Source organism: Micromonospora sp. LOL_014 (genome assembly GCF_048060245.1).
Lineage (GTDB): Bacteria > Actinomycetota > Actinomycetes > Mycobacteriales > Micromonosporaceae > Micromonospora_E.
Genome location: NZ_JBHMIP010000003.1, coordinates 154,472 through 175,465, shown reverse-complemented (window position 1 = coordinate 175,465; position 20,994 = coordinate 154,472). Strand labels below are relative to the sequence as shown.

General features: G+C 71.4%; 15 protein-coding genes. 3 read left to right on the top strand and 12 right to left on the bottom strand.

Annotation, left to right across the window (positions count from 1 at the left end; translation table 11 throughout):
• Nucleotides 1-13: 13 nt before the first annotated feature.
• The 5 genes from ACFHW1_RS04185 to ACFHW1_RS04165 all read right to left on the bottom strand — a co-directional run bounded on the left by ACFHW1_RS04185 (nt 14) and on the right by ACFHW1_RS04165 (nt 5,363).
• Nucleotides 14-1,546 (bottom strand): acyl-CoA carboxylase subunit beta, encoded by a 1,533-nt coding sequence (locus ACFHW1_RS04185; protein WP_416614843.1) that lies wholly within the window; start codon nt 1,544-1,546, stop codon nt 14-16.
• 81 nt (nt 1,547-1,627) lie between these two features.
• Nucleotides 1,628-2,551, bottom strand: a complete 924-nt coding sequence (locus ACFHW1_RS04180; RefSeq protein ID WP_416589793.1) for a hydroxymethylglutaryl-CoA lyase — start codon at nt 2,549-2,551, stop codon at nt 1,628-1,630.
• Nucleotides 2,552-2,602: 51 nt separating this feature from the next.
• Nucleotides 2,603-3,958 carry an acetyl-CoA carboxylase biotin carboxylase subunit gene (locus ACFHW1_RS04175; RefSeq protein ID WP_416550946.1) on the bottom strand — a complete coding sequence of 452 codons (1,356 nt, stop codon included), beginning with the start codon at nt 3,956-3,958 and terminating at the stop codon, nt 2,603-2,605.
• Nucleotides 3,959-4,018: 60 nt separating this feature from the next.
• Nucleotides 4,019-4,630 carry a TetR/AcrR family transcriptional regulator gene (locus ACFHW1_RS04170; RefSeq protein WP_416550945.1) on the bottom strand — a complete coding sequence of 204 codons (612 nt, stop codon included), beginning with the start codon at nt 4,628-4,630 and terminating at the stop codon, nt 4,019-4,021.
• 178 nt (nt 4,631-4,808) lie between these two features.
• Complete coding sequence (locus tag ACFHW1_RS04165) at nt 4,809-5,363, bottom strand: YbaK/EbsC family protein (RefSeq protein WP_416551099.1); 555 nt, start codon at nt 5,361-5,363, stop codon at nt 4,809-4,811.
• Nucleotides 5,364-5,514: 151 nt separating this feature from the next.
• Between ACFHW1_RS04165 and ACFHW1_RS04160 the strand changes: the two genes are divergently transcribed.
• Nucleotides 5,515-7,095 (top strand): glycosyltransferase family 2 protein, encoded by a 1,581-nt coding sequence (locus ACFHW1_RS04160; RefSeq protein WP_416550944.1) that lies wholly within the window; start codon nt 5,515-5,517, stop codon nt 7,093-7,095.
• A gap of 38 nt (nt 7,096-7,133) precedes the next feature.
• On the opposite strand, the gene ACFHW1_RS04155 is transcribed toward ACFHW1_RS04160, so the two are convergent.
• Nucleotides 7,134-7,766 (bottom strand): SigE family RNA polymerase sigma factor, encoded by a 633-nt coding sequence (locus tag ACFHW1_RS04155; protein ID WP_416550943.1) that lies wholly within the window; start codon nt 7,764-7,766, stop codon nt 7,134-7,136.
• 249 nt (nt 7,767-8,015) lie between these two features.
• Between ACFHW1_RS04155 and ACFHW1_RS04150 the strand changes: the two genes are divergently transcribed.
• Together ACFHW1_RS04150 and ACFHW1_RS04145 are read left to right on the top strand one after the other, a co-directional pair.
• Nucleotides 8,016-9,176 (top strand): glycosyltransferase family 2 protein, encoded by a 1,161-nt coding sequence (locus ACFHW1_RS04150; protein ID WP_416614842.1) that lies wholly within the window; start codon nt 8,016-8,018, stop codon nt 9,174-9,176.
• Nucleotides 9,173-11,137: a glycosyltransferase gene (locus ACFHW1_RS04145; protein WP_416614840.1), complete on the top strand. Its 1,965-nt coding sequence runs from the start codon at nt 9,173-9,175 to the stop codon at nt 11,135-11,137. The genes ACFHW1_RS04150 and ACFHW1_RS04145 overlap by 4 nt, the downstream gene beginning before the upstream one ends.
• Here ACFHW1_RS04145 and ACFHW1_RS04140 read toward each other — a convergent pair.
• The 6 genes from ACFHW1_RS04140 to ACFHW1_RS04115 form a co-directional block, all read right to left on the bottom strand.
• Nucleotides 11,061-11,756, bottom strand: coding sequence for a DUF5825 family protein (locus tag ACFHW1_RS04140; RefSeq protein WP_416550940.1), 696 nt, complete (start codon nt 11,754-11,756; stop codon nt 11,061-11,063). The two genes, ACFHW1_RS04145 and ACFHW1_RS04140, sit on opposite strands and share 77 nt — an antisense overlap.
• 13 nt (nt 11,757-11,769) lie before the next feature.
• Nucleotides 11,770-13,722: a RiPP maturation radical SAM C-methyltransferase gene (locus ACFHW1_RS04135; RefSeq protein ID WP_416550939.1), complete on the bottom strand. Its 1,953-nt coding sequence runs from the start codon at nt 13,720-13,722 to the stop codon at nt 11,770-11,772.
• Nucleotides 13,723-14,046: 324 nt separating this feature from the next.
• Complete coding sequence (locus ACFHW1_RS04130; RefSeq protein WP_416589789.1) at nt 14,047-15,873, bottom strand: prolyl oligopeptidase family serine peptidase; 1,827 nt, start codon at nt 15,871-15,873, stop codon at nt 14,047-14,049.
• Nucleotides 15,870-17,168: an MFS transporter gene (locus tag ACFHW1_RS04125; RefSeq protein WP_416569147.1), complete on the bottom strand. Its 1,299-nt coding sequence runs from the start codon at nt 17,166-17,168 to the stop codon at nt 15,870-15,872. The genes ACFHW1_RS04130 and ACFHW1_RS04125 overlap by 4 nt, the downstream gene beginning before the upstream one ends.
• Before the next feature lie 438 nt (nt 17,169-17,606).
• Nucleotides 17,607-18,803 carry an McrC family protein gene (locus ACFHW1_RS04120; RefSeq protein ID WP_416614839.1) on the bottom strand — a complete coding sequence of 399 codons (1,197 nt, stop codon included), beginning with the start codon at nt 18,801-18,803 and terminating at the stop codon, nt 17,607-17,609.
• Nucleotides 18,804-18,808: 5 nt separating this feature from the next.
• Nucleotides 18,809-20,956: an AAA family ATPase gene (locus ACFHW1_RS04115; RefSeq protein WP_416550935.1), complete on the bottom strand. Its 2,148-nt coding sequence runs from the start codon at nt 20,954-20,956 to the stop codon at nt 18,809-18,811.
• Between the last annotated feature and the right edge of the window lie 38 nt (nt 20,957-20,994).

The window sequence follows — 20,994 nt, the reverse complement described above, 5'->3', positions numbered from 1 at the left end:
ACCTGCGGTGCCGCTAGACCGGAGTGACGCCGTGCCGGCGGTGGGAGAAGTGCCGGTCCCGGCCGGCGGCCGCCGCGTACCGCCGGACCAGTTCGGCACGCAACTGTTCGGGCCGGACGATGTCGTCGACGACGAGTTCGCTGGCGAGCCGGGTCAGATCGATGTCGCGCTCGTACTCGGCGCGGCGGGCGGCGACGAAGCCGGCCCGCTCGTCGGGATCGTCGATCGCCGCGATCTTGTTGGCGTAGACCGCGTTGACCGCGGCCTCCGCGCCCATCACCGCGATCTTCGCGGTGGGCAGGGCCAGGGTGGCGTCCGGCTCGAATCCGGGGCCGGCCATCGCGTACAGCCCGGCACCGTACGCCTTGCGGACCACGACGCAGATCTTGGGTACGGTGGCCTCCGAGATCGCGCTGATCATCTTCGCGCCGTGCCGGATGATGCCCTGTTTCTCCACGGCGCTGCCGACCATGAAGCCGGGCACGTCGGCCAGGAACAGCAGCGGTACGTTGAACGCGTCGCAGAGCTGCACGAACCGGGTCGCCTTGTCGGCGGAGTCGACGAAGAGCACCCCGCCCTTGAACATCGAGTTGTTGGCGACCACGCCGACCACCTGGCCGGCCAGCCGGCCGAAGCCGACGGTCAGCTCGCGGGCCCACAGCGCCTGGATCTCCAGGAAGCTGCCCTCGTCGAGCAGTCCTTTGGCGAACCGGCGCATGTCGAACGCCTGCCGTTCACTCGCCGGCACCAGGGCGGCCAGGTCGACCCCGGCCGGCGGGTCGCCGGCCGTCGTCGCCGGTGGTGGCTGTCGCCAGTTGGCCGGCAGGTAGGACAGGTAGCGGCGGACCACGTCGAGCGCGTCGTCCTCGGACTTGCAGAGGAAGTGCCCGACGCCGGACTCGGCGCAGTGCACCCGGGCACCGCCCATCGCCTCCAGGGTGGTCTTCTCGCCGGTGACCATCTCGACCATCCGGTCCGAGCCGAGGTACATGCTGGCGTTGCCCTCGACCATCGCCACCACGTCGCAGAACGCCGGAATGTAGGCACCGCCGGCGGCCGACGGCCCGAACAGGGCACAGACCTGCGGGATCACCCCGGAGGCCCGCACCTGGTTCCAGAAGATCTTGCCCGCGCCGCGCCGGCCGGGGAACAGGTCGACCTGATCGGTGATCCGGGCCCCGGCGGAGTCGACCAGGTAGACCATCGGCAGGCCGGCGTCGTACGCCCGCTCGATGATCCGGATGATCTTCTCGACGGTACGGGCGCCCCACGAGCCGGCCTTGACCGTGGAGTCGTTGGCCATCAGGCAGACCTGTCGACCGTCGATGGTGGCGGTGCCGGTGACCACACCGTCGGCGGGCAGCCCGTCGGCGAGGGCGTTGGCGTACCGGCCGTCCTCCACGAAGGAGCCCGCGTCGACCAGCCGGTCGACCCGTTCCCGGGCGAACAGTTTGCCCCGGGCGGCGTTGGCCGCATGGTACTTCTCCGCACCGCCGGCCCGGATCCGCTTGTCGAGCCGGTCCAGCGCCTCACCGTCCAGTGTCACGCCGCCCCCTCGCGCCAGCCCGTACTAAACGATCGTTAGGCTACCGTACGACGGTCGCCCTCGCGACCCCCCGCCAGCGGGTCAGCTGGTCGGGGTGAGCCGGGTACGCGGGCCGGCACGCAGCACCCCGGAGGGAAGCTCCCTGCCGACCAGCTCCTCGGCCAGCTCGGCGGCGGCCAGCAGCGCATCCAGGTCGATCCCGGTCTCGACGCCCATGTCGTGCAACATGTGCACCACCTCCTCGGTAGCCACGTTGCCGCTGGCCCCGGGCGCGTACGGGCAGCCACCCAGGCCGCCGACGCTGGCGTCGAACTCGGTGACCCCCAGCTCCAGCGCGGCCAGCAGGTTCGCCAACGCCGTACCCCGGGTGTCGTGGAAATGCAGCAGCACCGGCACGGCCGCCTGCCGGTCACGCACCGCCGTGACCAGCTCGCGGACCCGGCGCGGGGTGGCCATCCCGGTGGTGTCGCCGAACGCCACCCGGTCCGCCCCGTCGGCCACCACCCGGTCGACGATCCCGGCCACCCGCTGCGGGTCGACATCCCCTTCGTACGGGCAGCCGAAGCTGGTCGCCACGATCACCTCGACGTGCGCCCCGGCGGCGTGCAGCAGCGCAATCAGCTCGGCGATGTCGTCCAGCGACTCGGCGGTGGGCCGGTTGACGTTGCGCCGGTTGTGCGTGTCGCTGGCCGACACCACCACTTCAATCTCGGAGAAGCCGGCGTCGAGCGCTCGATGGGCACCCCGCAGGTTCGGCACCAGCGCCGAGTAGCGCACCCCGGGCGCCCGCCGGGCCCGCTGCCACACCTCGTCGGCGTCGGCCATCTGCGGGATCGCTTTCGGGTGGACGAACGAGACCGCCTCGATCCGGCGTACGCCGGTGCCGGACAGCGCGTCCAGCAGGCGGACCTTGCCCTCGGTCGGGATCGGCTGCTCGTTCTGCAGGCCGTCACGCGGCCCGACCTCGCGGATCGACACGGACTCGGGAAGGGGCGTCGCTGCCATCCGTCCAGCATCCCGCGCCCGTGCCGTCCACTCAATGGGATCCGGTGAAGGTCACCGCGCCCGCATCCGGCCGACGATGCCGGTGTCGTAGTCGCCGGAGACGAACTCCGGGTGCTCCAGCAGCTCGGCGAAGAACGGCAGGTTGCACTTCGGCCCGGCCACCTCGAACCCGGCGACCGCGGCCCGGGCCCGGGTGATCGCCTCGGCCCGGTCGGCGCCGGAGACGATCAGCTTGGCCATCAGCGAGTCGTAGAACGGCGTGACGGTGGTGCCGGCGGCGTACCCGGAATCGACCCGGACCCCGTCGCCGGTCGGCTCCGACCAGGCGGTGATCGCGCCCGGTCCGGGCAGAAAGCGTTTCGGGTCCTCGGCGTTGATCCGCAGCTCGATCGCGTGCCCGCGCGGCGCGAGGGAGGCCGGGTCGAACGTCGGTTCCAGCCCGGCGGCCACCCGCAACTGCTCCTCGACCAGGTCGACGCCGTAGACCAGCTCGGTGACCGGGTGCTCGACCTGCAGCCGGGTGTTCATCTCCAGGAAAAAGAACTCGCCGGTGGTCGGATCGAGCAGGCATTCCACCGTGCCGGCGTTGCGGTAGCCGACCGCTTCCCCGGCCCGTACGGCGGCGGCAAGCAGCCCGGCCCGGAGTTCGGCACTCACCGCCGGCGACGGCGACTCCTCGGCGAGTTTCTGGTTGCGCCGCTGCACCGAGCACTCCCGCTCGCCGAGGGCGACGACCCGGTCGGTGCCGTCCGGCGCCCGCCAGCCGAGGATCTGCACCTCCACGTGGCGTACCCGGGTGAAGTAGCGCTCGATCAGCACGGACCCGTCGCCGAACATGCGCGCGGCGAACGCCCGGACCTTGTCGAACTCGGTCCGCAGCGCAGCGTCGTCGGCTGCGACGCCCATGCCCATCCCGCCGCCGCCGGCAGCGGCCTTGACCATCACCGGGTAGCCGATGGTCGCGGCGGCGTCGAGTGCGGCCTCGACGGTCTCGGCGGGCTCGGTGCTGCCGGCGGCCACCGGAACCCCGGCGGCGGACATCAGGTTCCGCGCGTTGATCTTGTCGCCCATCGCCTCGATCGCGTCACCACCCGGTCCGACCCAGATCAGACCGGCGGACTCGGCCGCGCGAGCGAAGCTGGCGTTCTCCGACAGGAACCCGTAGCCGGGGTGGATCGCCTGCGCGCCGCTGCTCTTGGCGGCGGCCAGGATCGCCTCGGTGTCACGGTAGCTCTGCGCCGGCTGCGCTGGCCCGACGCAGATCGCCTGGTCGGCCTCGGCGACGAAGGGCATGCCGGCGTCGGCCTCGGAGTGCACGGCGACGGTCCGGACCCCCAACCGTCGGGCGGTACGGATGATCCGCCGGGCGATCTCGCCACGGTTGGCAACCAGCAACGACTCGATCATGCCTCTCCTCGCGGGGTGCGGCGCCCGGTGCCGGGCGCGGGGATGGGCCCGGTGTGCTGCTCAGCCGTGCAGGGCGGCGAGGGTGGCGGCTCGCAGCAGGGTGGCCCGTCGTTCCCGGTTGACCTCGCCGCCGAGAAAGGGGGTGGAGTTCATCAGGCCGAACGCGGCGTGCGCCAGCACGCGGGCCTCGGCCGCGTCGAGGTCGTGGCGCAGCGCGGTGAGCACCGCCACCCACTCCTCGACGTAGAGCCGCTGCAGCCGCCGGATCCGCCGACGCGGCTCCTCCGGCAACCGGTCGAGCTCGTGCAGGTGCAGGGCGATGACCGCCGGGTTGGCCAGGGCGAACTCGACGTGGAACTCGATCAGCGAGGCGAGCGCGGCGGTTGCGTCGCCAGGCCACGCCGCGACTCGGGCGCGGCCGCCGTCGAGCAGCTCCTCGCTGACCGGAATGAGCGCTGCGGCGAGCATCGCCTCCTTGCCGGCGAAGTGGTGGTAGAGAGCGGGACCGGTGACCCCCGCAGCGGCCCCGATGTCGTCCATCGACACGCCGTGGTAGCCGCGGGCCGCGAAGAGCCCGACCGCGATCTGGAGAATCTCGTCGCGACGTGAGCGTCGCCGTGGCGCGCCCGGCTCCACCCTGTCCGTCGTTGCCGCCTGCTGATCTACCGTCACCTGGCCAGCCTAACCGTGTGTCTAGCCGAATTGAACGACCGTTTAGTCACCGGAATACCGCCGACTGATTCACCGGTGTCCACGCTGACCCGACGCCCGCCGATCACCGTACCGTCACCGACGCCGAGTCTCACCCCGGCGGAGCCCGGTCAGGTGCCGGCTGGGACCGCGAGCCCGGTCAGGTGCCGGCTGGGACCGCGAGCCCGTCAACGACCCGTGCGTTGGGCAGTACCCCCAGCGCCGGACCGGGAAGCACGATCTTGCTGCCCCGCACCCCGGAACCGATCACCACGTGCGGCGCCGCCACCACCCGCGCGTCGACCAGGATGGGCCACTCCGGCGGCAGCCCGATCGGGGTGATCCCGCCGTACTCCATCCCGGTCGTCTGTACCGCGTCGGCCATCGGGGCGAAGCTCGCCTTACGGGCGTCGAGCAGCCGGCGGACCGTCCCGTTGACGTCCGCCCGGGTGGTGGCCAGCACCATGCAGGCGGCGTACCGGACGGCACCGCCCCGCTTGCCGGCGATCACCACGCAGTTGGCCGACTCGTCGAGCGCGACCCCGTATGCGGCGCAGAAGGCGGCCGTGTCGGCGAGTTCGGGGTCGATCGGCGCCACCACCACGTCATCCACGTCGACCAGCACCTCGGCCGACCACTGCTCGACGGCGGCGGCCACCGGCGCGGCCACCAGGTCGAGTCGGCTCCGGACCGGTTCGGTCTGCAGTTTCCCCAGCACGTCCGCCATCATGCACCCGGCGGCCGGCGAGCCGTGCTGAGGGGCACCGGCCACCCGGGCGCGGTAGATTGACCGCCGCCGCCACCGCATACCCGGCCCGCCGCCGGAAGCGGCGCGGCACCGTCGGACAACCCGCCGAGAGGTGATCGTGGCTGCCCCGAGGGCGAGCGTCGTCGTACCCGTCTACAACACCGAGGCCTGGCTCGGCGCGGCCCTGGCGTCGATCGACCGCCAGCCGCGGCGGACCGAGATCGAGGTCGTCGTCGTTGACGACGGCTCCACCGACTCGTCGAGCGAGATCGCCCGCGACTACGCCCGGCGGGCGCCGGGGGTCCGCTACGTCCGGCAGGACAACGCCGGTCTCGGTGCCGCTCGCAACCATGGGGTACGCCTGGCCACCGGCAACTACCTGGGCTTTCTGGACTCCGACGACCTCTACCCCGACGGCGGGTTGGACCACCTGGTCGACATCGCCGATCGGGCCGGGGCGCCGGTTGCGGTCGGCGACATGCACGGCTTCCCACCCCGGCCCAGCCCGCCCTGGCGGGCGGAGATCGTCGGCCCGGCCCGCACCATCGGGTCCGTCGCCGAGGCCCCGCTGCTGATCGGCAACCCGTCGGCCTGCAACAAGGTGTTCGCCCGCGACCTGGTCGACCAGGTCGGGGCCGAGTTCACCGAGGGCAGCGCGTTCGAGGATGTCCTGTTCACCGTCCCGCTGCTGGTCCGCTCCCCGCTGACCGCGCTCAGCCCGCGACTGGTCTACCTCTACCGGCAACGCGGCAACGGCTCATCGATCATGGAAGGCCGGTTTCGGCCGGCGAAGATCATGCAGCATCTGAACATCATCGAGCGGCTGGTCGCCGGTAGCTCCGACGTCGCGCCCGAGGTGGCCGGGGCGATCGGACGGTGGGTCGCGTACATGCAGCTGCACTACGCCGGGCGGGCCGCCGACGCCCTCGACGACGGGCAGCTGGCCGATTTCACCCGCCGGATGGCGGCGCTGCTGGCCGACGTACCGGTGCCGGTCGCCGCCGAGTTCAGCCGGAACCCGCACGCCGGGCTACGCGCGGTGGCCCTTTACGAGCAGGACCCGGACGGAGTACGCCAGCCCCGGCACGCCGGCCCGGTACGGCTGTGCGGTGGGCAGCTCTACCTGGACCATCCGCGCTGGGACCGCTACCGGGACCTGCTGCGGGTGCCCGCGCCGACCGTCGGTGTGCGCAGCGTCCGTCGCGGTGGCCCGGCCGGCGACGAGATGGTCCGGTTGACCGGGTGGTGCGGCCTGCCCGGCCCCGGTGGCGCACCCGGCGACCAGCGGGACGACCTGGTACTGGAGATCGGCGACACCCGGTTACGGCTGCCGCTGACCGTGGCCGACAGCAGCGGCGGCCGGCTCCGTTGGCAGGCCGACGTACCGCTGGCCACGCTGCCCCGCGGCCGGTACGCGCTGCGGATCGTCGCCCGCGACGACGGTGCCGAGCTGGTGCTCCCGCCGACCCCGGGCGCGCCCGGCACCCGGGCGACGCTGACCGCCCGGGGCCGTGCCGTGTGGGTCGCACCCGGCCGCCGTGGGCTGCGTCTGGTGGTCTCGGACCCGCTGGTCACCGCCGCCGCGACGCCGGCAAGGTGGAGCCGGATGGCCCGCTACCAGGCTGGACGCGCGGCGCGGCGCGGGGTCCGAGTGGCCCGCCGGGGCCGCCAACGGCTGCGCCGCCTGGCCACCCGCTGATACCGACCGATCGCTGACGTCGACTGGCCGGCGGCCGATCAGGGGTCCTCGGCCAACAGGTCGGCGCGGCTGTCGCCGAGCAGTTCCCGCAGCCGAGCCAGGGAACGCCGGCTCTGGGTCTTGACCACCGACACCGAGACGCCGAGCGTCTCGGCGACGGTCTCGACGCTCTGGTCCTCCCAGTAGCGCAGCACCACGATCGCCCGGTCGCGGGGCGGCAGACAGCCGAGCGCGTCGATCATGGTGACCCGCAGATCTGGCCGGGCGGACCGGGCCGGATCCCCGTCCTCACCAGGGCTGGCGACCGGCAGCTCCCGCGCGCTCAGCCGGCGGCGGTGGTCGAGCACCACCCGCAACAGCACCTTGCGGCTGTACGCCTCCAGGTTGTCGAACCGGGACACCCGCTGCCACGCGGCGTACATCTTGGCCAGTGCCGTCTGGGTGAAATCCTGGGCCAGATGCCAGTCGCGGCACATCAGGTAGGCGGTGCGGCGCAACCGTGGCGCTGCGGCCGAGGCGAACGCGGCGAACTCCTCCACCACCCCGGACGGAGCCCGGTCCGCCGTCCTCGACCCGTCCAGGGCCGTTGACGCGGATACCACCCGGTCGACGGCGGGTCGCGGCCTGCCCGCCACATGCCCGGGCAAGATGATCTCAGCCGCGCCGTACACGCTGCACTCCCATGCCTGGGCACCCTCCCCGGTGTGGACCTGCCGGTGTCCGATCCCTGCTGAGATAGACGTCGGGTGGGCGACGATCGGTGACATGGGCGGGAAAGTCCCGGACGTTCGCCAACTGGTCACCAGCTGTTAGCCTTTTGCCAGGGCCCCCTTCCCCTACCCGACGGACGATGTCGGACCGACGGTTGACCCCCGCCGCCGGACCGACGCACCGACGTACGTGGAAGGCGCGCTGCACCGATGGCACTGCTGAGCTTGATCATCCCGGTGTTCCGGGTCGAGAAGTACCTCGCAGCGTGCCTCGACTCGGTCCTGGCGCAGCGTCGGGCGGACGTGGAGATCGTGGCAGTCGACGACGCCTCCGATGACGGGTCCAGCGCCATTCTGGCCAGCTACGCACAGCGACACCCCGAGATCACCGTGGTCACCCTGGACCGCAACAGCGGGCTGGGCGCCGCCCGCAACGCAGGTATCGCCCACGCCAGCGGCCGCTACGTATGGTGCGTGGACAGCGACGACTGGTTGCCGGACGGCTCACTGGACGCGGTCGCCGACCGGGTCGAGCACACCGACCCGGACATCTTGATCACCGGGTACTCCCGGATCTACCCCGACGGCCGGGCTGAGGAACATCCGGTCACCGGCATCGCCCCCGGCCGCCAACTTCCGGAGGTCTTCCGCTTCGCCGACGAGCCGAGGCTGCTCGACGTGCTGTGGATCGCCTGCAACAAGATCATCAAGCGGGACCGGCTGGTCGACACCGGGATCACCTTCCAGTCCGGCTGGTACGAAGACGTCTCGTTCGTGATCCCGCTGCTGGTCGCCATCGACCGGATCGCCGTGCTGGATCGCGACTGCTACGCGTACCGGCAGCATGACGACGGCGCGATCACCCGGACGGTCAGCGACCGGCACTTCGAGGTCTTCGACCAGTGGCAGCGGGTCTTCACCTACCTCGACGCCCACCCGGGCCGGGCCGCCGGCGTACGCCCGTTGATCTTTGGCCGGATGATCTGGCACTGCCTGCAGGTGCTCGGACACCGGCACCGGGTCCCCAGGTCCCACCGGCGGCGCTACTTCCGGCGCACCTGCGAGCTCTACCACCAGCATCGGCCAGTCGGCGGATACCCGGTCCTGGGCGACGGCAACGGCAACGGCAACGAGACCATCAAGCACCGACTCGTCGCGGCGAACGCCTACTCTCTCTATCGAACGCTGATGGCCGTCTGGTCACTGCGCAAACGGTTGCTCGGCCGGGCCGACCGGACCAGCGGAGCCACTGGAGCCGGTGGGCGGCCGACCACAGCCGGTCGGACACCGCCGGCGGCGGCGCGGCCCGGCACCGTACCCGCCCGAGGTGGTGCGGTCGACGACGAAGCCGAGGAGGGGGCGATCAGGTGAGGCGAGACGCCGGCTCCGACGCCTCCGCGCCGGCCGGCAGCCGGATCACCTGGCGCCTCACCGGACTACCGGCACCCCACCCCGCCGAACGGCTCGGCCGCGCGGTGGGGTTGCGGGTGCTGCGGATACCCGGTATCCGGCGCGCGTTGGTGATCGCCGGCACCGTGGACCGGCTACGCGACCTGCCCCACCACCCGTCGGCCGGTCAGCCGGTACGCGCTGCCACCGTGGTCGTCGTCTGGTGGCGGTATCCGGGGCTCGGCTGGTCCGGCAGCATCGGCACGTTGCCGCAGCTGCGTCGGCACCGGGTCGGGCTGCCCAGGCTGCGCCGGGGCGCGGCCACCGTCCGGCTGGCGCTCGCCGCCCCGGTGCCGCTGCGGTCGGCGGTACGGGCGGCGCTGCGCGCGTTGGACGGATCTCGGCCGATGCCGTCCCCCGGCACCGCCGATCTCACCGCCCTTGGTGCCCCGCCGGCGTACCTGCCGGCGGGGGCGACCGTGCTGACCGCCGGCCCGCTGCCCGAGCGCGACGAGATCCGCGCCCACGACCTGGTGCTGGACGGCCGGGACGTCACCGGCCCGCAGGATCCCGGCCGGGATGCCACCGGCCCGCAGGGCGAGCGCGGCGCGGCGTACGGTGTCCGGTTGGCCGGCGCCGGGCACGCGGTCACCACGCCCGCTGGCGAGCGGCTCGTGCTGATCGACGCGGAACGGATCAACCCGCGTGGCCGGCTGGCTGCCGCGTACCGGCCGGAGGCGGCAGAGATTTCCCTGGAGTTCGCCCGCGCCGACCGGTCCGGGGCCAGGTTCCGCGGACCGACCAGCGGATCGACCCGATACGGGTCGCTGACCGGCCCCGGGCTGGACGCGGCGGCGCTGGCCGCGCTGCGGCAGGTCCGCGCGGTGCGCTGTCGGCTGGTGCCCGGTGAACACCCCGAGCAGACCGCCGGGCTGCTGGTCCAGCTCGCCGCGACCGGGGTACTCGTACACGCCCCGATCCTGCCGCCGGCCGTGGCCGACCTGCTCGACCCGCAGCTACGCATGCTCGTCACCGGACAGCCGCCCGGATCAGCCGGGCCGGACGGGTCGTTGGCTGTCGAGGCGCGCAGCGTACGGCAGCGCCGGGCCGCGATGCGCGGCCACGCCGCAGGGCTGCGGCTGCCCGGCCTCGCCGACGACGGGCTGCCGGCACTCGGTCGGCCGCCATCGGTCAGCGCGGTCCTGATCACCCGGCGGCCGGAGCTGGTCACCACCGCGCTGGCCGCGATCATCGCGCAGACCTATCCGGAGATGGAAATCATCCTGGGCCTGCACGGCATCGAGTTGCCGGAGCCGGCCCGCCGGGCGTTGTCCGACGCGGGCCGCCCGTTCGAGGTGCTGCACCTGCCGGAGTCGGTCGACTTCGGCGCCGGGCTCGCAGCGGCCACCCGGCGCGCCCGTGGCACCCTGATCACCAAGTTCGACGACGACGACAGCTACGGCGTCGAACACGTCTGGGACCTGGTGCTGGCCCGGCACTACTCCGGGGCCACCCTGGTTGGCAAGGGTGCCGAGTTCGTCCACCTGGACGATCAGGGCGTTACCCTCCGCCGGCGGTCCGGCATCCCGGAGGCGTACGGCGGGGTGGTCGCCGGTGGCACGATGCTGCTCGCCAAGAGCGATCTGGAAGCTGTCGGCGGCTGGCGCCCGGTGCCCCGCTCGGTCGACCTCGGGCTGATCGAGCGGCTCCGGGCGGAGGGCGCCACCATTTACCGCACCCATCCGCTCGGCTACCTCTACCATCGGCGGCCCACCGGGCACACCTGGGATCCGGGCGAGGCGTACTTCGTGGACAGCGCGTACTCCCGCTGGACCGGCGTCCCGCCGGAGGCGATGGGCGACGAGGTCACACCACCATCGACGGCAGCGGCCAGCGGCGCAGCCGGTGCGGCAACCAGACCAGTCGGTCGCCCACCTTCGTGACCAGCCCTTCCTCGCCGAACTCGCGGGCGATGTCCAGGTCGACAGTGGTCATCTCGGCACCGTCGAGCAACTGCTCCAGCACCGCCAGGTAGGCCGGGTCGTCGATGGTCAGCAGGTTGAGCCGACCAGCCCGCCGATCCCGGACCTGGACGAACCCAGGGCCACGCCGGTAGGTGCACTTGTCGAAGTAGAACGCGTCCCGCCAGGCGGCAGCGGCCACCGTCCCCGGATCGGTTTCAGGGTCGGCGCCGACGATCTCGACCGTCGCTGGCGGACGCAGATGCCCGTACACCCGCCACAGGTCGCCGTCGCCGCCCGGCAGCCGTATCGACCAGTCCACCTCGATGGCGTAGCTGGTCAGCTCCCGGACCAGGACGAGCCGGCGGACCGCGTCGGCCGCCGCCACCGAGCCGGCGGCGGTGAGGTCGACGACGCCGGGCAGCGCCACCTTGCGTACCCCCCGGTCGAGCCAGTCCGCGACGGTATCGGCGGCGAGCCCGGTGAACTCGGCCGTGCCCAGGTCGATGCCGGGAATGTCGGCGACCGCCGGATCGTGGTCCCGGTGCAGTCGGACCACGACCGGCCCGGTCGGCGGTGCCTCGATGTCGGTGCTGATCAACGCGGTGCTCCTGTCAGACAGCGGTGAGCGCGGGCTCGGGCGTGGGGTGCCCGGCGGACGTGGCCGGGTCCGTCGACGCAGCTTCCGCCTGCGCGGCGGCCCGCTCCTGGTGCAGGTGGTCGATGCGGAGCAGGTCCTGGTTCATCGCCTGCGGTGCGATCTGGATGAACTGGTCGGCCTCGCTGAACAGCAGGCCGAGGTCGCTCCAGCGGGCGAGCAGCGTGGCCACCGCCTCCTCCGACGCGGATATCCGCCGGGCCAGTGAGGCGACGCTGTGCGGCTGGTCCAGCTGCCGGAAGGCGGCGATCTCGGTCGGATCCGTCAACCGCAGCACGTGCCAGTCGAACTGCCGCCGCTCGCTGACCAGCACGATCTCGGTGCCAAGGTCGTGGTGGGTCAGCCGGCTGCGGGCGTACTCGTGCTGCCAGCTGGTGACGGCCCGGTCGAGGGTCTCGGCGAGGTCCTCGTCGATGCCCTGGGTCGGGGTGTCGAAGATGTACGCCAGGTCCATCAGCTCCGACTCGGGCAGGTCGTAGATGAGCCGGTACTGGGCGGCCGGCCGCAGGTCGGTGAAGCCGAGCTCCGGCTTGACGAAGTACGGGCTGAACCGTTCGATGGCGATCCGGGTGCTGCCGTCGGGTGGGCAGAGGTGGTGCAGGGCCGGCATCTGGTCAATGATCGACTGGTAGTCGGCGTCGGTCTCGCCGGGGAAGCCGTACAGGTAGTTCCAGGCGATGGTGATGCCGCTGGTCTCCGCGTCGCGCAGCATCCGCACATTGAGGCAGCCGGTCACCCCCTTGTCCATTATCTTCAGCACCCGGCTGTTCAGGTTCTCGATGCCTGGCTGGACGCTGACCAGGCCGGCGTCGGCCAGGGCCTGCACCTGCGGGCCACGCATGTTCGACTTGATCTCGTACTGCAGCCGCAGGTCGTAGTCGGATTCGGCCAGCCGGGGCAGCAGCGAGTTGACGTAGCTCATGTCGAGGATGTTGTCGACGACGAACATGTCCAGCACCTGGTGGCGCTCGACCAGTCCGATGATCTCGTCGTAGAACCGGCCGGGATGCTTGCTGCGGAACTGCATGAACGATCCGTTGAGCCCGCAGAAGGTGCAGTGGTGCTTCTCGCCCCACCAGCAGCCGCGGGCGCCTTCCACCACCAGCCGGGGCTCGACCCAGTTGTTCGCCTTGGAGCGGGCCAGCCGCTCGAAGTAGCCGGTGTAGTCCGGGCTGACGATCTCAGCCGGCGGCAGCGGTGCGGTGCTCATCGGGTTGGCCACGTGTCGGCCGTCCGGGGTGGCCCAGCACAGGCCCTCGATGCTGGAAAAGTCGCCCTGGTTGTCCGCTGGCGCGGCCGCCAGAGCGGCGAGCAGCTGGGGAAAAGCCGCCTCCCCTTCGCCACGTACCACGAAGTCGATGAAGGAGAAGTTGCGGTGCAGCGCCGCACCCTGCTCGCCGTCGCAGTTCGCCCCACCGAGGGCGGTACGGATCCGGGGGTCGAGTTTCTTCACCGCCCGGGCAGTCGCCAGTGCTGCGGTGTTCTGCTGGAACGTCGAGGTGAATCCGACGAGGTCGGGTGCCCGGTCGACGATCCGGGCGGCGATCTCATCGATGAACTCCGGCGCGGCCCGGTGCAGGTCCATGTTGCGGCTCAGGTCGCGTTCGGACATCTGACCCTGGACGACGCGGGTGAACTCGCTGACCCGCCATTCAGGGTCGTCGTAGAGGGCGGAGGAGAAGACCCAGTCACCGCAGCCGGAGAAGTAGGTGAACAGCGAATAGTAGTAGTAGTCGCCGAGGCCGAACTCACGTCGGTCGACCACCCAGTCGACGAAGTCGAGGTTGGCGTGCATCACCTCGACCTCGGCGTCCGGCATCTTCTGGCGGACGCTGTTGGTGAGGATGCCCAGTGCCAGCGACGGGACATCGATCGATGACCACGGCATGTTGACCAGCAGGATCCGCATGTGCCCTTCCCTTCTATGCGAGCCGCGACCGACGAACCCGGTCAGCGCGGGTGTCGGAGGTGGACAGGATTCCCGGTGGGATGGTGAGGTCGGCGCCGATGGGATGGAGGCGGTCAGGCGATACCGGCCAGGGCGCGACCCGCCCGCCTCCACCCCGTACGACCCGGATCAGAACTTGATCTTGACCGAGACCGTGACCGTGACGTTCGCGCTGCGAAGCTGGTCGCGGTTGCCGTTGATCGGGTCGTTCTCGACAACGTTCTTCCGCATACCGTTCACCTCCTCTCCCGATCGGACCGAACCTGCCAACGTGCGGGGAACAGGTCAGCCGACTGGCCGCGCCATGGCGAGCGCGACCGCCGTACCCTCCTCCTGCACGCCGTCGAAGTGCCGCTGCATGAACAGCAGCACGGTCTGCATCAGCGACAGATGGCTGCGGGCGTCGAAGTCGTCGTGCCCGGCCCGGCGGCGGACCAGCTGATGCGGAACGCGGCGGGCGGCCAACAGGCCGGCGTACCGCTCCACCGGAGCCGGCGGGCAGCGCACGTCGTCGCTGGAGACGGCGAGCAGCACCGGCGCGGTGACCTGGTCGACGTAGCTGGCCGGCGACGACCGGGCGTACGCCTCGGGAACCTGCTCCGGGGTGCCGCCGAACAGCATCACGTCGAGCGCCTGGACCGCCGGGGACGCCGCGTGAAACGCGGCGGCGTAGTCGGCGATCGGGCTGATCGCCACCCCGAGCCGCCACAGCCGGGGCTGCACACCGAGGGCGAGCAGGGTCAGATAGCCACCCCACGAGGTGCCCCACAGGGCGACCCGTCCCGCCTCGATCAGCCCCTCGGTCACCAGATGCTCGCGGACCGCCGCCAGATCGGCGACCTGGGTCAGCCCGACGCCGGAGCTGAAGTCGTTACGCCAGGCGGAGCCGTAGCCGCTGGACCCCCGGTAGTTGGCACGCACCACCGCGCAGCCGGTGCTGGCCAGGATCTCCACCAACGGGTCGTACGCGTCCCGCGCGTGCTGCGACGGTCCGCCGTGGACCAGGAACACGGCGGGACGGGTACGCCGGTCGTCGTTCGGTGTGGTCAGCAGCACGTGGATCGGCCCGCCCGGCCCCGGCACCCACAGCTCCTGCCGCTGGTAGTCGTCGACCGTGGCGGACGCCGCCGGGTCCGGACCGGCTCCACTGTCCGGCAGCCGGACGTCACGGCCCGACCGTAGCTGCGGCGGGGTCAGCGAGTCGGTCCAGATGTAGACGACGTCGCCGTCCGGCCAGACCGCCGCGTCCAGCACACTGCCCGGCGGGGTCGGCAGCACCGCGCTGGCCCGCACCGTCAGGTCGGCCTCGTGCAGGATCGTATGGGCGTGCCGGTCCTGACGAATCAGGATCCGCCGGCCGTCCGGGTACCAGCTCGCGGTGATCTCGGTGTCGAACCAGCACCAGCTGTGCGGCTGCAGTCCGTCGGCCCGGGTCCAGGTCGCCGGGAAATACCGGTCGTCCTGCTCCAGCACGAGCAGCAGCCTGGGTTCGCCGCCGCCGGGGGCGAAGCCGAGCGCCCAGACCCGCCGATCCGGCCGGCCGGACACCACCCCGACCGTGGCCCCGTCGCGGCCGACCACGGTCACGGCGTCCGCGGCGGCCGAGTCGGTGCCGACCGCCGCCAGCTCACCGGTCGGGTCCAGGTCGACCAGGTACGCGTACCCGGCGGTCCGGGTGACCTCGGTGATTCGCCCGTGCGGGTCGCGCCGGTGCAGGGTCAGGCCGTCCTCGTCGGCGAGCCCGACCAGGGCGGTTCCGTCGTCGGCCATCGCGATCCCGGCGTGCCGCGCCGGCGTCACCCCGGGCAGCGCCGGAGCCGAGACCGGCGAGGTGACCTGGTCGGTGGCGATGTTCGGGAAGTCGCGGGTACGCCAGACACCCACCCCGGCGAGGTCGTCGTCAAACCACCACACCGTCTCGCCGGCCGGGTCCAACGCGGCCCGGATCGTTCCGGTCGCCCGGTCGGTGAGCTGGGTGACCGTGTCGGCCCGACGGTCCCAAGCCAGGATCTGGCATCGACCGTCGGCGTCGCCGACGTAGACCACCCGGTGCGGCGCGTGCTCGGCGACCGCCGGAAGCGCCGGGTAGAACAGTCGGTATTCACGGCTCATCGGCGTGCCTCCTCTGCCACGGGTTCGGTCGACGTCACGTCGGGTTCGGTCGGCGTCGCGTCGTCTGATGGGTCCTCCGCCCCGGCGCGCAGTTGGCGCAGGTTGACCGTCGTGTAGACGGCCAGCCCGGCCAGTGCGGCGGCGAAGATCAGCGCAACGGCGGTCGGGCTGTACCAGGCGACGAGCAGGCCGGCGAGCAGCGGCGCCGGGGTCTGCAGCACCTCGCCGGCGGTGCCCATCACGGTGCCGACCCGGCCCTGTAGCTCGTCCGGCGTCAACGCGATGACCCGCGACTGGAAGATGACCCCGAGCAACGGGCTGAGCAGGAAGACCAGGCCGAAGAGCAGGCCGTACGTCCAGGTCTGCCGGGCCTGCGACATGGCCGCGACCAGGGCGACCATCGCCCAGGAGGCGACGACGATGACGGTCATCGGCCGGATCCGGCTGAACACGGCGGGCGCCAGCAACGCGCCGGTCAACCCGCCTACGCTGGCCACGGTCAGCACCAGTCCGATCGACGACGCGGCCGCGCCCTGCTGCCCGGCGGTCAGAATCGCGTAGTAGATGAGTGCGCCGAAGGTAAAATTGATCCCGGCAGCCCAGATCGTCACGAATCGCAGAAACGGCTGCCGCCACACGAAGCGCAGGCCGTCCCGCAAATCGGTGAGGAACGACGTGCGTTCGGCACGGTCCGGGGTGAGATCGGTGCGGATCGCACCGACCAGAAATGCGGACACCACATATGACACGGCGTCCACCAGGAATGGCACCCACCGGCCTATCTGGTAGAGTGCGCCACCGAAAACCGGACCGACGATCTGTACGGCGTGATTGCGCGCCTCCAGCCGGGACAGCGCCTTCTTGTCGTCGGCCGGCAGCACCCGGCGAATCGAGCCCGCGCCGGCCGCCTCGTAGCCGCTCTGGGCGAGCCCTTCGACGAAGGCGGCGGCAGTGAGCACCACCAGGGTCGCCGTACCGCTGGCGACCGCGACGAAGAGCACCGCCATCGTGGCGGCGGCCAGCAGTAGTGACGCCACCATCATCCGCTTGCGGGGCAACCGGTCGGCCAGTACGCCGGCCGCAGGCGCGGCGACAAGTCGACCGGCCAGGGCCAGCGCGCCCACCAGACCGGCGGCGGCGGGCGAACCGGTTATCGCGAGGGTGACCAGCGGAAAGACGATGCCGGAGGTCTGCGACCCGAGTTGGTCGACGGCCCCGGCTATCCAGTACAGCCGGAAATCCCTCTTACGATCTCCATCAGTCGGCGTTGAATCAGCGGTTGAGGCAGCGGTCATCACTTCGGCCACATCGTCGACATGAACGTCCCAAGGGGTGGTTGATTGAGACTGTCTTGGCGGGCGTAACTCAGGTGAAATAAATCGACCTACCGGCCCCTGACCGGGCCACGGACAGAAGGCTAACAGCGCCCCAACCGGAGCGCAAGCATGTCAATACTTCAAGTTGACCCAGAAGCAGCCAGCGGATCGTTCAATCCGAACTTGAGGATAATCGTCCCGCAAATGAAGCTATGCCCACAGGACGAATTATTACCGCCCTACCCGGGCGTAACAACGACTCGTTGTCATCTTTGCCGTTAAGTAGGCGATGTCAGCCGCAAACCCGGCATCGGCGCTGTTGTCGCGACAAAATCGACAAGGGCGGCTGGCAGCCGCCCGAGTGGGCGGTGTCAGCTCACCGGCTCAGCTCACCGAGGACCACCAGGTACGCCGCGTTCACGCCGCTGACTCTATCGACCCGCGTCCCGGGCGTCGGCCCAGCGTCATCCCGGCACCGACCCGCCGTACCTGCGCCAGCAGGTCGCCAGTGGACCCGTCCAGGTCGATCCGGTGGCAGACGAGCCGGATCCCGGTCCGGCGGACCACGTGCGCGGTCGGACCGCCCTCCCCGGCGTAGATGAGATGGCCGGTGTCCAGACCGTACGCGACGCAGTAGGCCAGCATCTGATACAAGTCGTCGACGGGTGTCCGGGTCTTGTACTTGGTGTCGGCCACCGCAGCTACCCGGCCCTCGTCCCACCAGGTCAGATCGGGGCGGATGTCGATCAGGCCGGCCTCGTCGAGGTGATCGGTTGTCTGGGTGCGCAGCTGGCCGGCGGGCAGCACGGCCCGCAGCGCGGCAGCGACGAACGACTCGAAGACCCGCGCCATGTCGAGCAGCAGGCCGTTCGCGGCCCGGTCACCGACGCGGGCGTCGAGCGACGATCCGGCGAGGACCAGCTCGGCCAGCCACAGGGCGGTGTGCAGCTGGGCGTTGCCGCGGCCCGGACGCCAGATCGGCACCGGGGCACCGGGACGCAGCCGAGCGACACCGGCGAACCGCTCAGCCAGCTGGCTGAGCCGGCGACGTACCGACGGCACCAGCCCGGGAACGCGCAGCATCCGTTCGACCGCGCTGACCAGGATGCGGTTCTCCGGCGTGTCGGCGGTGAACTCGTCGTAGCGGACTTCCAGCGGCAGCGGCTGGCCGAGCCGACGGGTCAACTGCCGGGCCGGCATCATCCGCCCGCGCAAAACCGTCGATGCGGCGTCGACCTCCTGGTAGCCGTGTCGCAGCCCGCCCCGGATCGCCCGGTCGACCTGCCGACACAGCGCCTCGGCGAGCGCCGGAGCCAGCTCGTCGCTGGCACCCAACGGCAGGCTCGCCGGCTGCCAACGGTGCGGGTTCCGCGCGTAGCCGAACAGGAACAACAGCCGCGCTACCGGCACCTTCGGCGCGACGTACACATCGAGGTCGCCGATGCGGGCGGCGCCGACGAGCCGGGTGGCGCGCAGCAGCCAACGCCCGGCCGACGGGCCCGGGCGTACCTCGACGACCGGTTGCCGGCCCGCGCGGGCCGCCGCCAGCTGCCGGGCCTGCTCGCCGGTCAGTGCCACGTTCAGCGCCGGACCGGCCTCCCGCAGCTGGATCACCCGGGTCACGGTGGCGGCTGCCGATCAGCCAGGGCGGCCCGCAGCGCGTCGAGCCCGTACCGGCCGGGTACGTCCAGGTCGTCGGCGTAGTGGTGGTCGGCGAGCAGCGGCAGGATGTCATGGCGCCAGACCCGGTCGAGGCCGTCCGGGTCGCGGTGGTCGGCCTCGTCCAGCAGGTACGTCGGCCCGACGGCGTAGTCGGCGTCGGCGAGCCGGGCGTTGAGAGCGTCGAGCAGGTCGGCGGCCTTGGCAGGCAGGTCGCGGGCGGTGAGCCAGCGACGCAGCAGGCCGGCGACCGGCGGCCGGTCCGGGTGCATCTCGACGAACGCGAAGCGGCGGCGCATCGCGGCGTCGATCTGGGCGATCGACCGGTCGGCGGTGTTCATCGTGCCGATCAGGTAGAGGTTGGCCGGCAGGGTGAAGTCCTTCGCCGAGTACTGCAGCGCGATCGGCTGGTCACGGTATTCGAGCAGGAAGTACAGCTCGCCGAAGACCTTCGCCAGGTTCCCCCGGTTTATCTCGTCGATGATCAGCACGTACGCCGTGGACGGGTGTTCCCGGGCGGCGTCGGCGAGCCGGCGCAGCGGCCCGGAGGTGAGCTTGAACCGTAGAGTGCCGTCGTCGCCGGCCTCGGGCCGGAACCCTTCGAAGAAGTCCTCGTAGGTGTACGACGGGTGGAACTGGATCAGCCGTACCGCGTGGGGTTCGGTGAGCCGGGCGGCGAGGGCGCGGGCGACGTACGTCTTGCCGGTCCCGGGTGGGCCGTACAGGATGATCTGCCGCCGCCTGGCCAGCAGCTCACGCAGCTCCCGCAGCCAGTCGAGGTCGAGCAGCAGCGTGTCGGCCAGGTCGGCGGGGACGTCACCGAGTCGCGCTTCGGCCGCCGGCGGCGGGGTCGGGGTCGCCATCGGACCTGGCGGCGGCGTCGCGGGGGTGGCCGGTGCCGCGGTCGGCGCCGGTTCGCGCAGCAGCGGCGCAGCGAGGTGTTCCAGCGCGGCCAGCCCGTCGGTCAGGTCGACCACGTCGTCCTGGCTCTGCAACAGGTTGGACAGGGCGGCGGGCAGCGCCGACAGGTCCACCGGCGGGTCGAGCTCCAGCCAGCGCACCGGCCGGCGCAGGTGGGACGGTAGCTCCTCGGCGCCGGTGAAGCTGGGCGGGCCGGTGACCAACCCGAGGTGTACGTCGCCGTGGTGCGCGGTCGCCACGAAGTCCCCGTCCCGCATCAACCGCAGGAAGGCGTTGAACTCGCCGGTCAGCTTCTCCCGTACCGAATAGCTCTTGTGCCGGTAGGCGTCGGCGACGGCCTGGGTCAGCTGCTGTTCGTCGATGCCGGGGCCGAGGTGCGGCAGTTGGGAGGCTGCCAGCGACACCCAACCTTCGGCTAGCCACTGCGGCACCAGGTCGGCGCCGTCGACGTTGCTGCCCCGGACCAGCCAGGCCCGCCGCGCGACGGGTTCAGCCGCGAGGGTGGCGGTCTCGGCGAGTCGCTCGGCGAGGAAGTCAGCGGTGATCCGCTGTTCGGCGTTCGCCCGACCGCCGACGAACTCGATACCTTCCTCGCTGAGCCGGGCCGCCAGGTCGCTACCGCGTAGCCGGGCATGCTGGTGCCTGGCATCGGGGACCCGACCGGAAGCGTCGAGGACGCGGTGCGCGTTGTCGACGTAGGTGTCGGCCAGTAGGTGGGCGATGTCGTCCGGCGTGCCGTCGACCAGCTCGGCCAGATCGTCGTACGCTGTCCAGGAGCCGGCCGGTACAAGCTCCAGGGTGCTGGTGATCTTCTCGAGCCGGTCGTCGTACTTCTTCCGTGCGGCCTTTCGATCTCGGACGATGCCGTTGTATCGCTTGTTGATCTCACTCAAGAGGGTGTCCGGGTCGGGAAACATGTCTAGGGCGGCCAAGCCGTCGTCGGTGATCCACCACAGCGCGTCCCGTTTGATCAGCCAGCCGATGGTGGCAGCGTCGCCGGCGTAGAAGCGGGCCGCGACCGCCCAGGCCGGTGAACCGTTGCGGTGCGGTCGCATCTCGGCCTCGTTGAGATCGATCCGCTCCGCGACTTGGTCGAGCACGTCCCTGCCATGCAGCCGCTGCCCGCTGTCGCGGAGAACTTCCAGGCAGGTACGCACCAGCAGCCCGTTCCGCACACCGTCAGCCACGAGCGTCCCCCCCTCCTCGATCTCAAGGTGACCTCGCA

Coding starts and splice junctions, on each gene's coding strand:
- ACFHW1_RS04125 (WP_416569147.1), bottom strand. CDS start 17,168: ATGACCGCTGCCTCAACCGCTGATTCAACGCCGACTGATGGAGATCGT.
- ACFHW1_RS04180 (WP_416589793.1), bottom strand. CDS start 2,551: ATGGCAGCGACGCCCCTTCCCGAGTCCGTGTCGATCCGCGAGGTCGGG.
- ACFHW1_RS04150 (WP_416614842.1), top strand. CDS start 8,016: ATGGCACTGCTGAGCTTGATCATCCCGGTGTTCCGGGTCGAGAAGTAC.
- ACFHW1_RS04130 (WP_416589789.1), bottom strand. CDS start 15,873: ATGAGCCGTGAATACCGACTGTTCTACCCGGCGCTTCCGGCGGTCGCC.
- ACFHW1_RS04135 (WP_416550939.1), bottom strand. CDS start 13,722: ATGCGGATCCTGCTGGTCAACATGCCGTGGTCATCGATCGATGTCCCG.
- ACFHW1_RS04175 (WP_416550946.1), bottom strand. CDS start 3,958: ATGATCGAGTCGTTGCTGGTTGCCAACCGTGGCGAGATCGCCCGGCGG.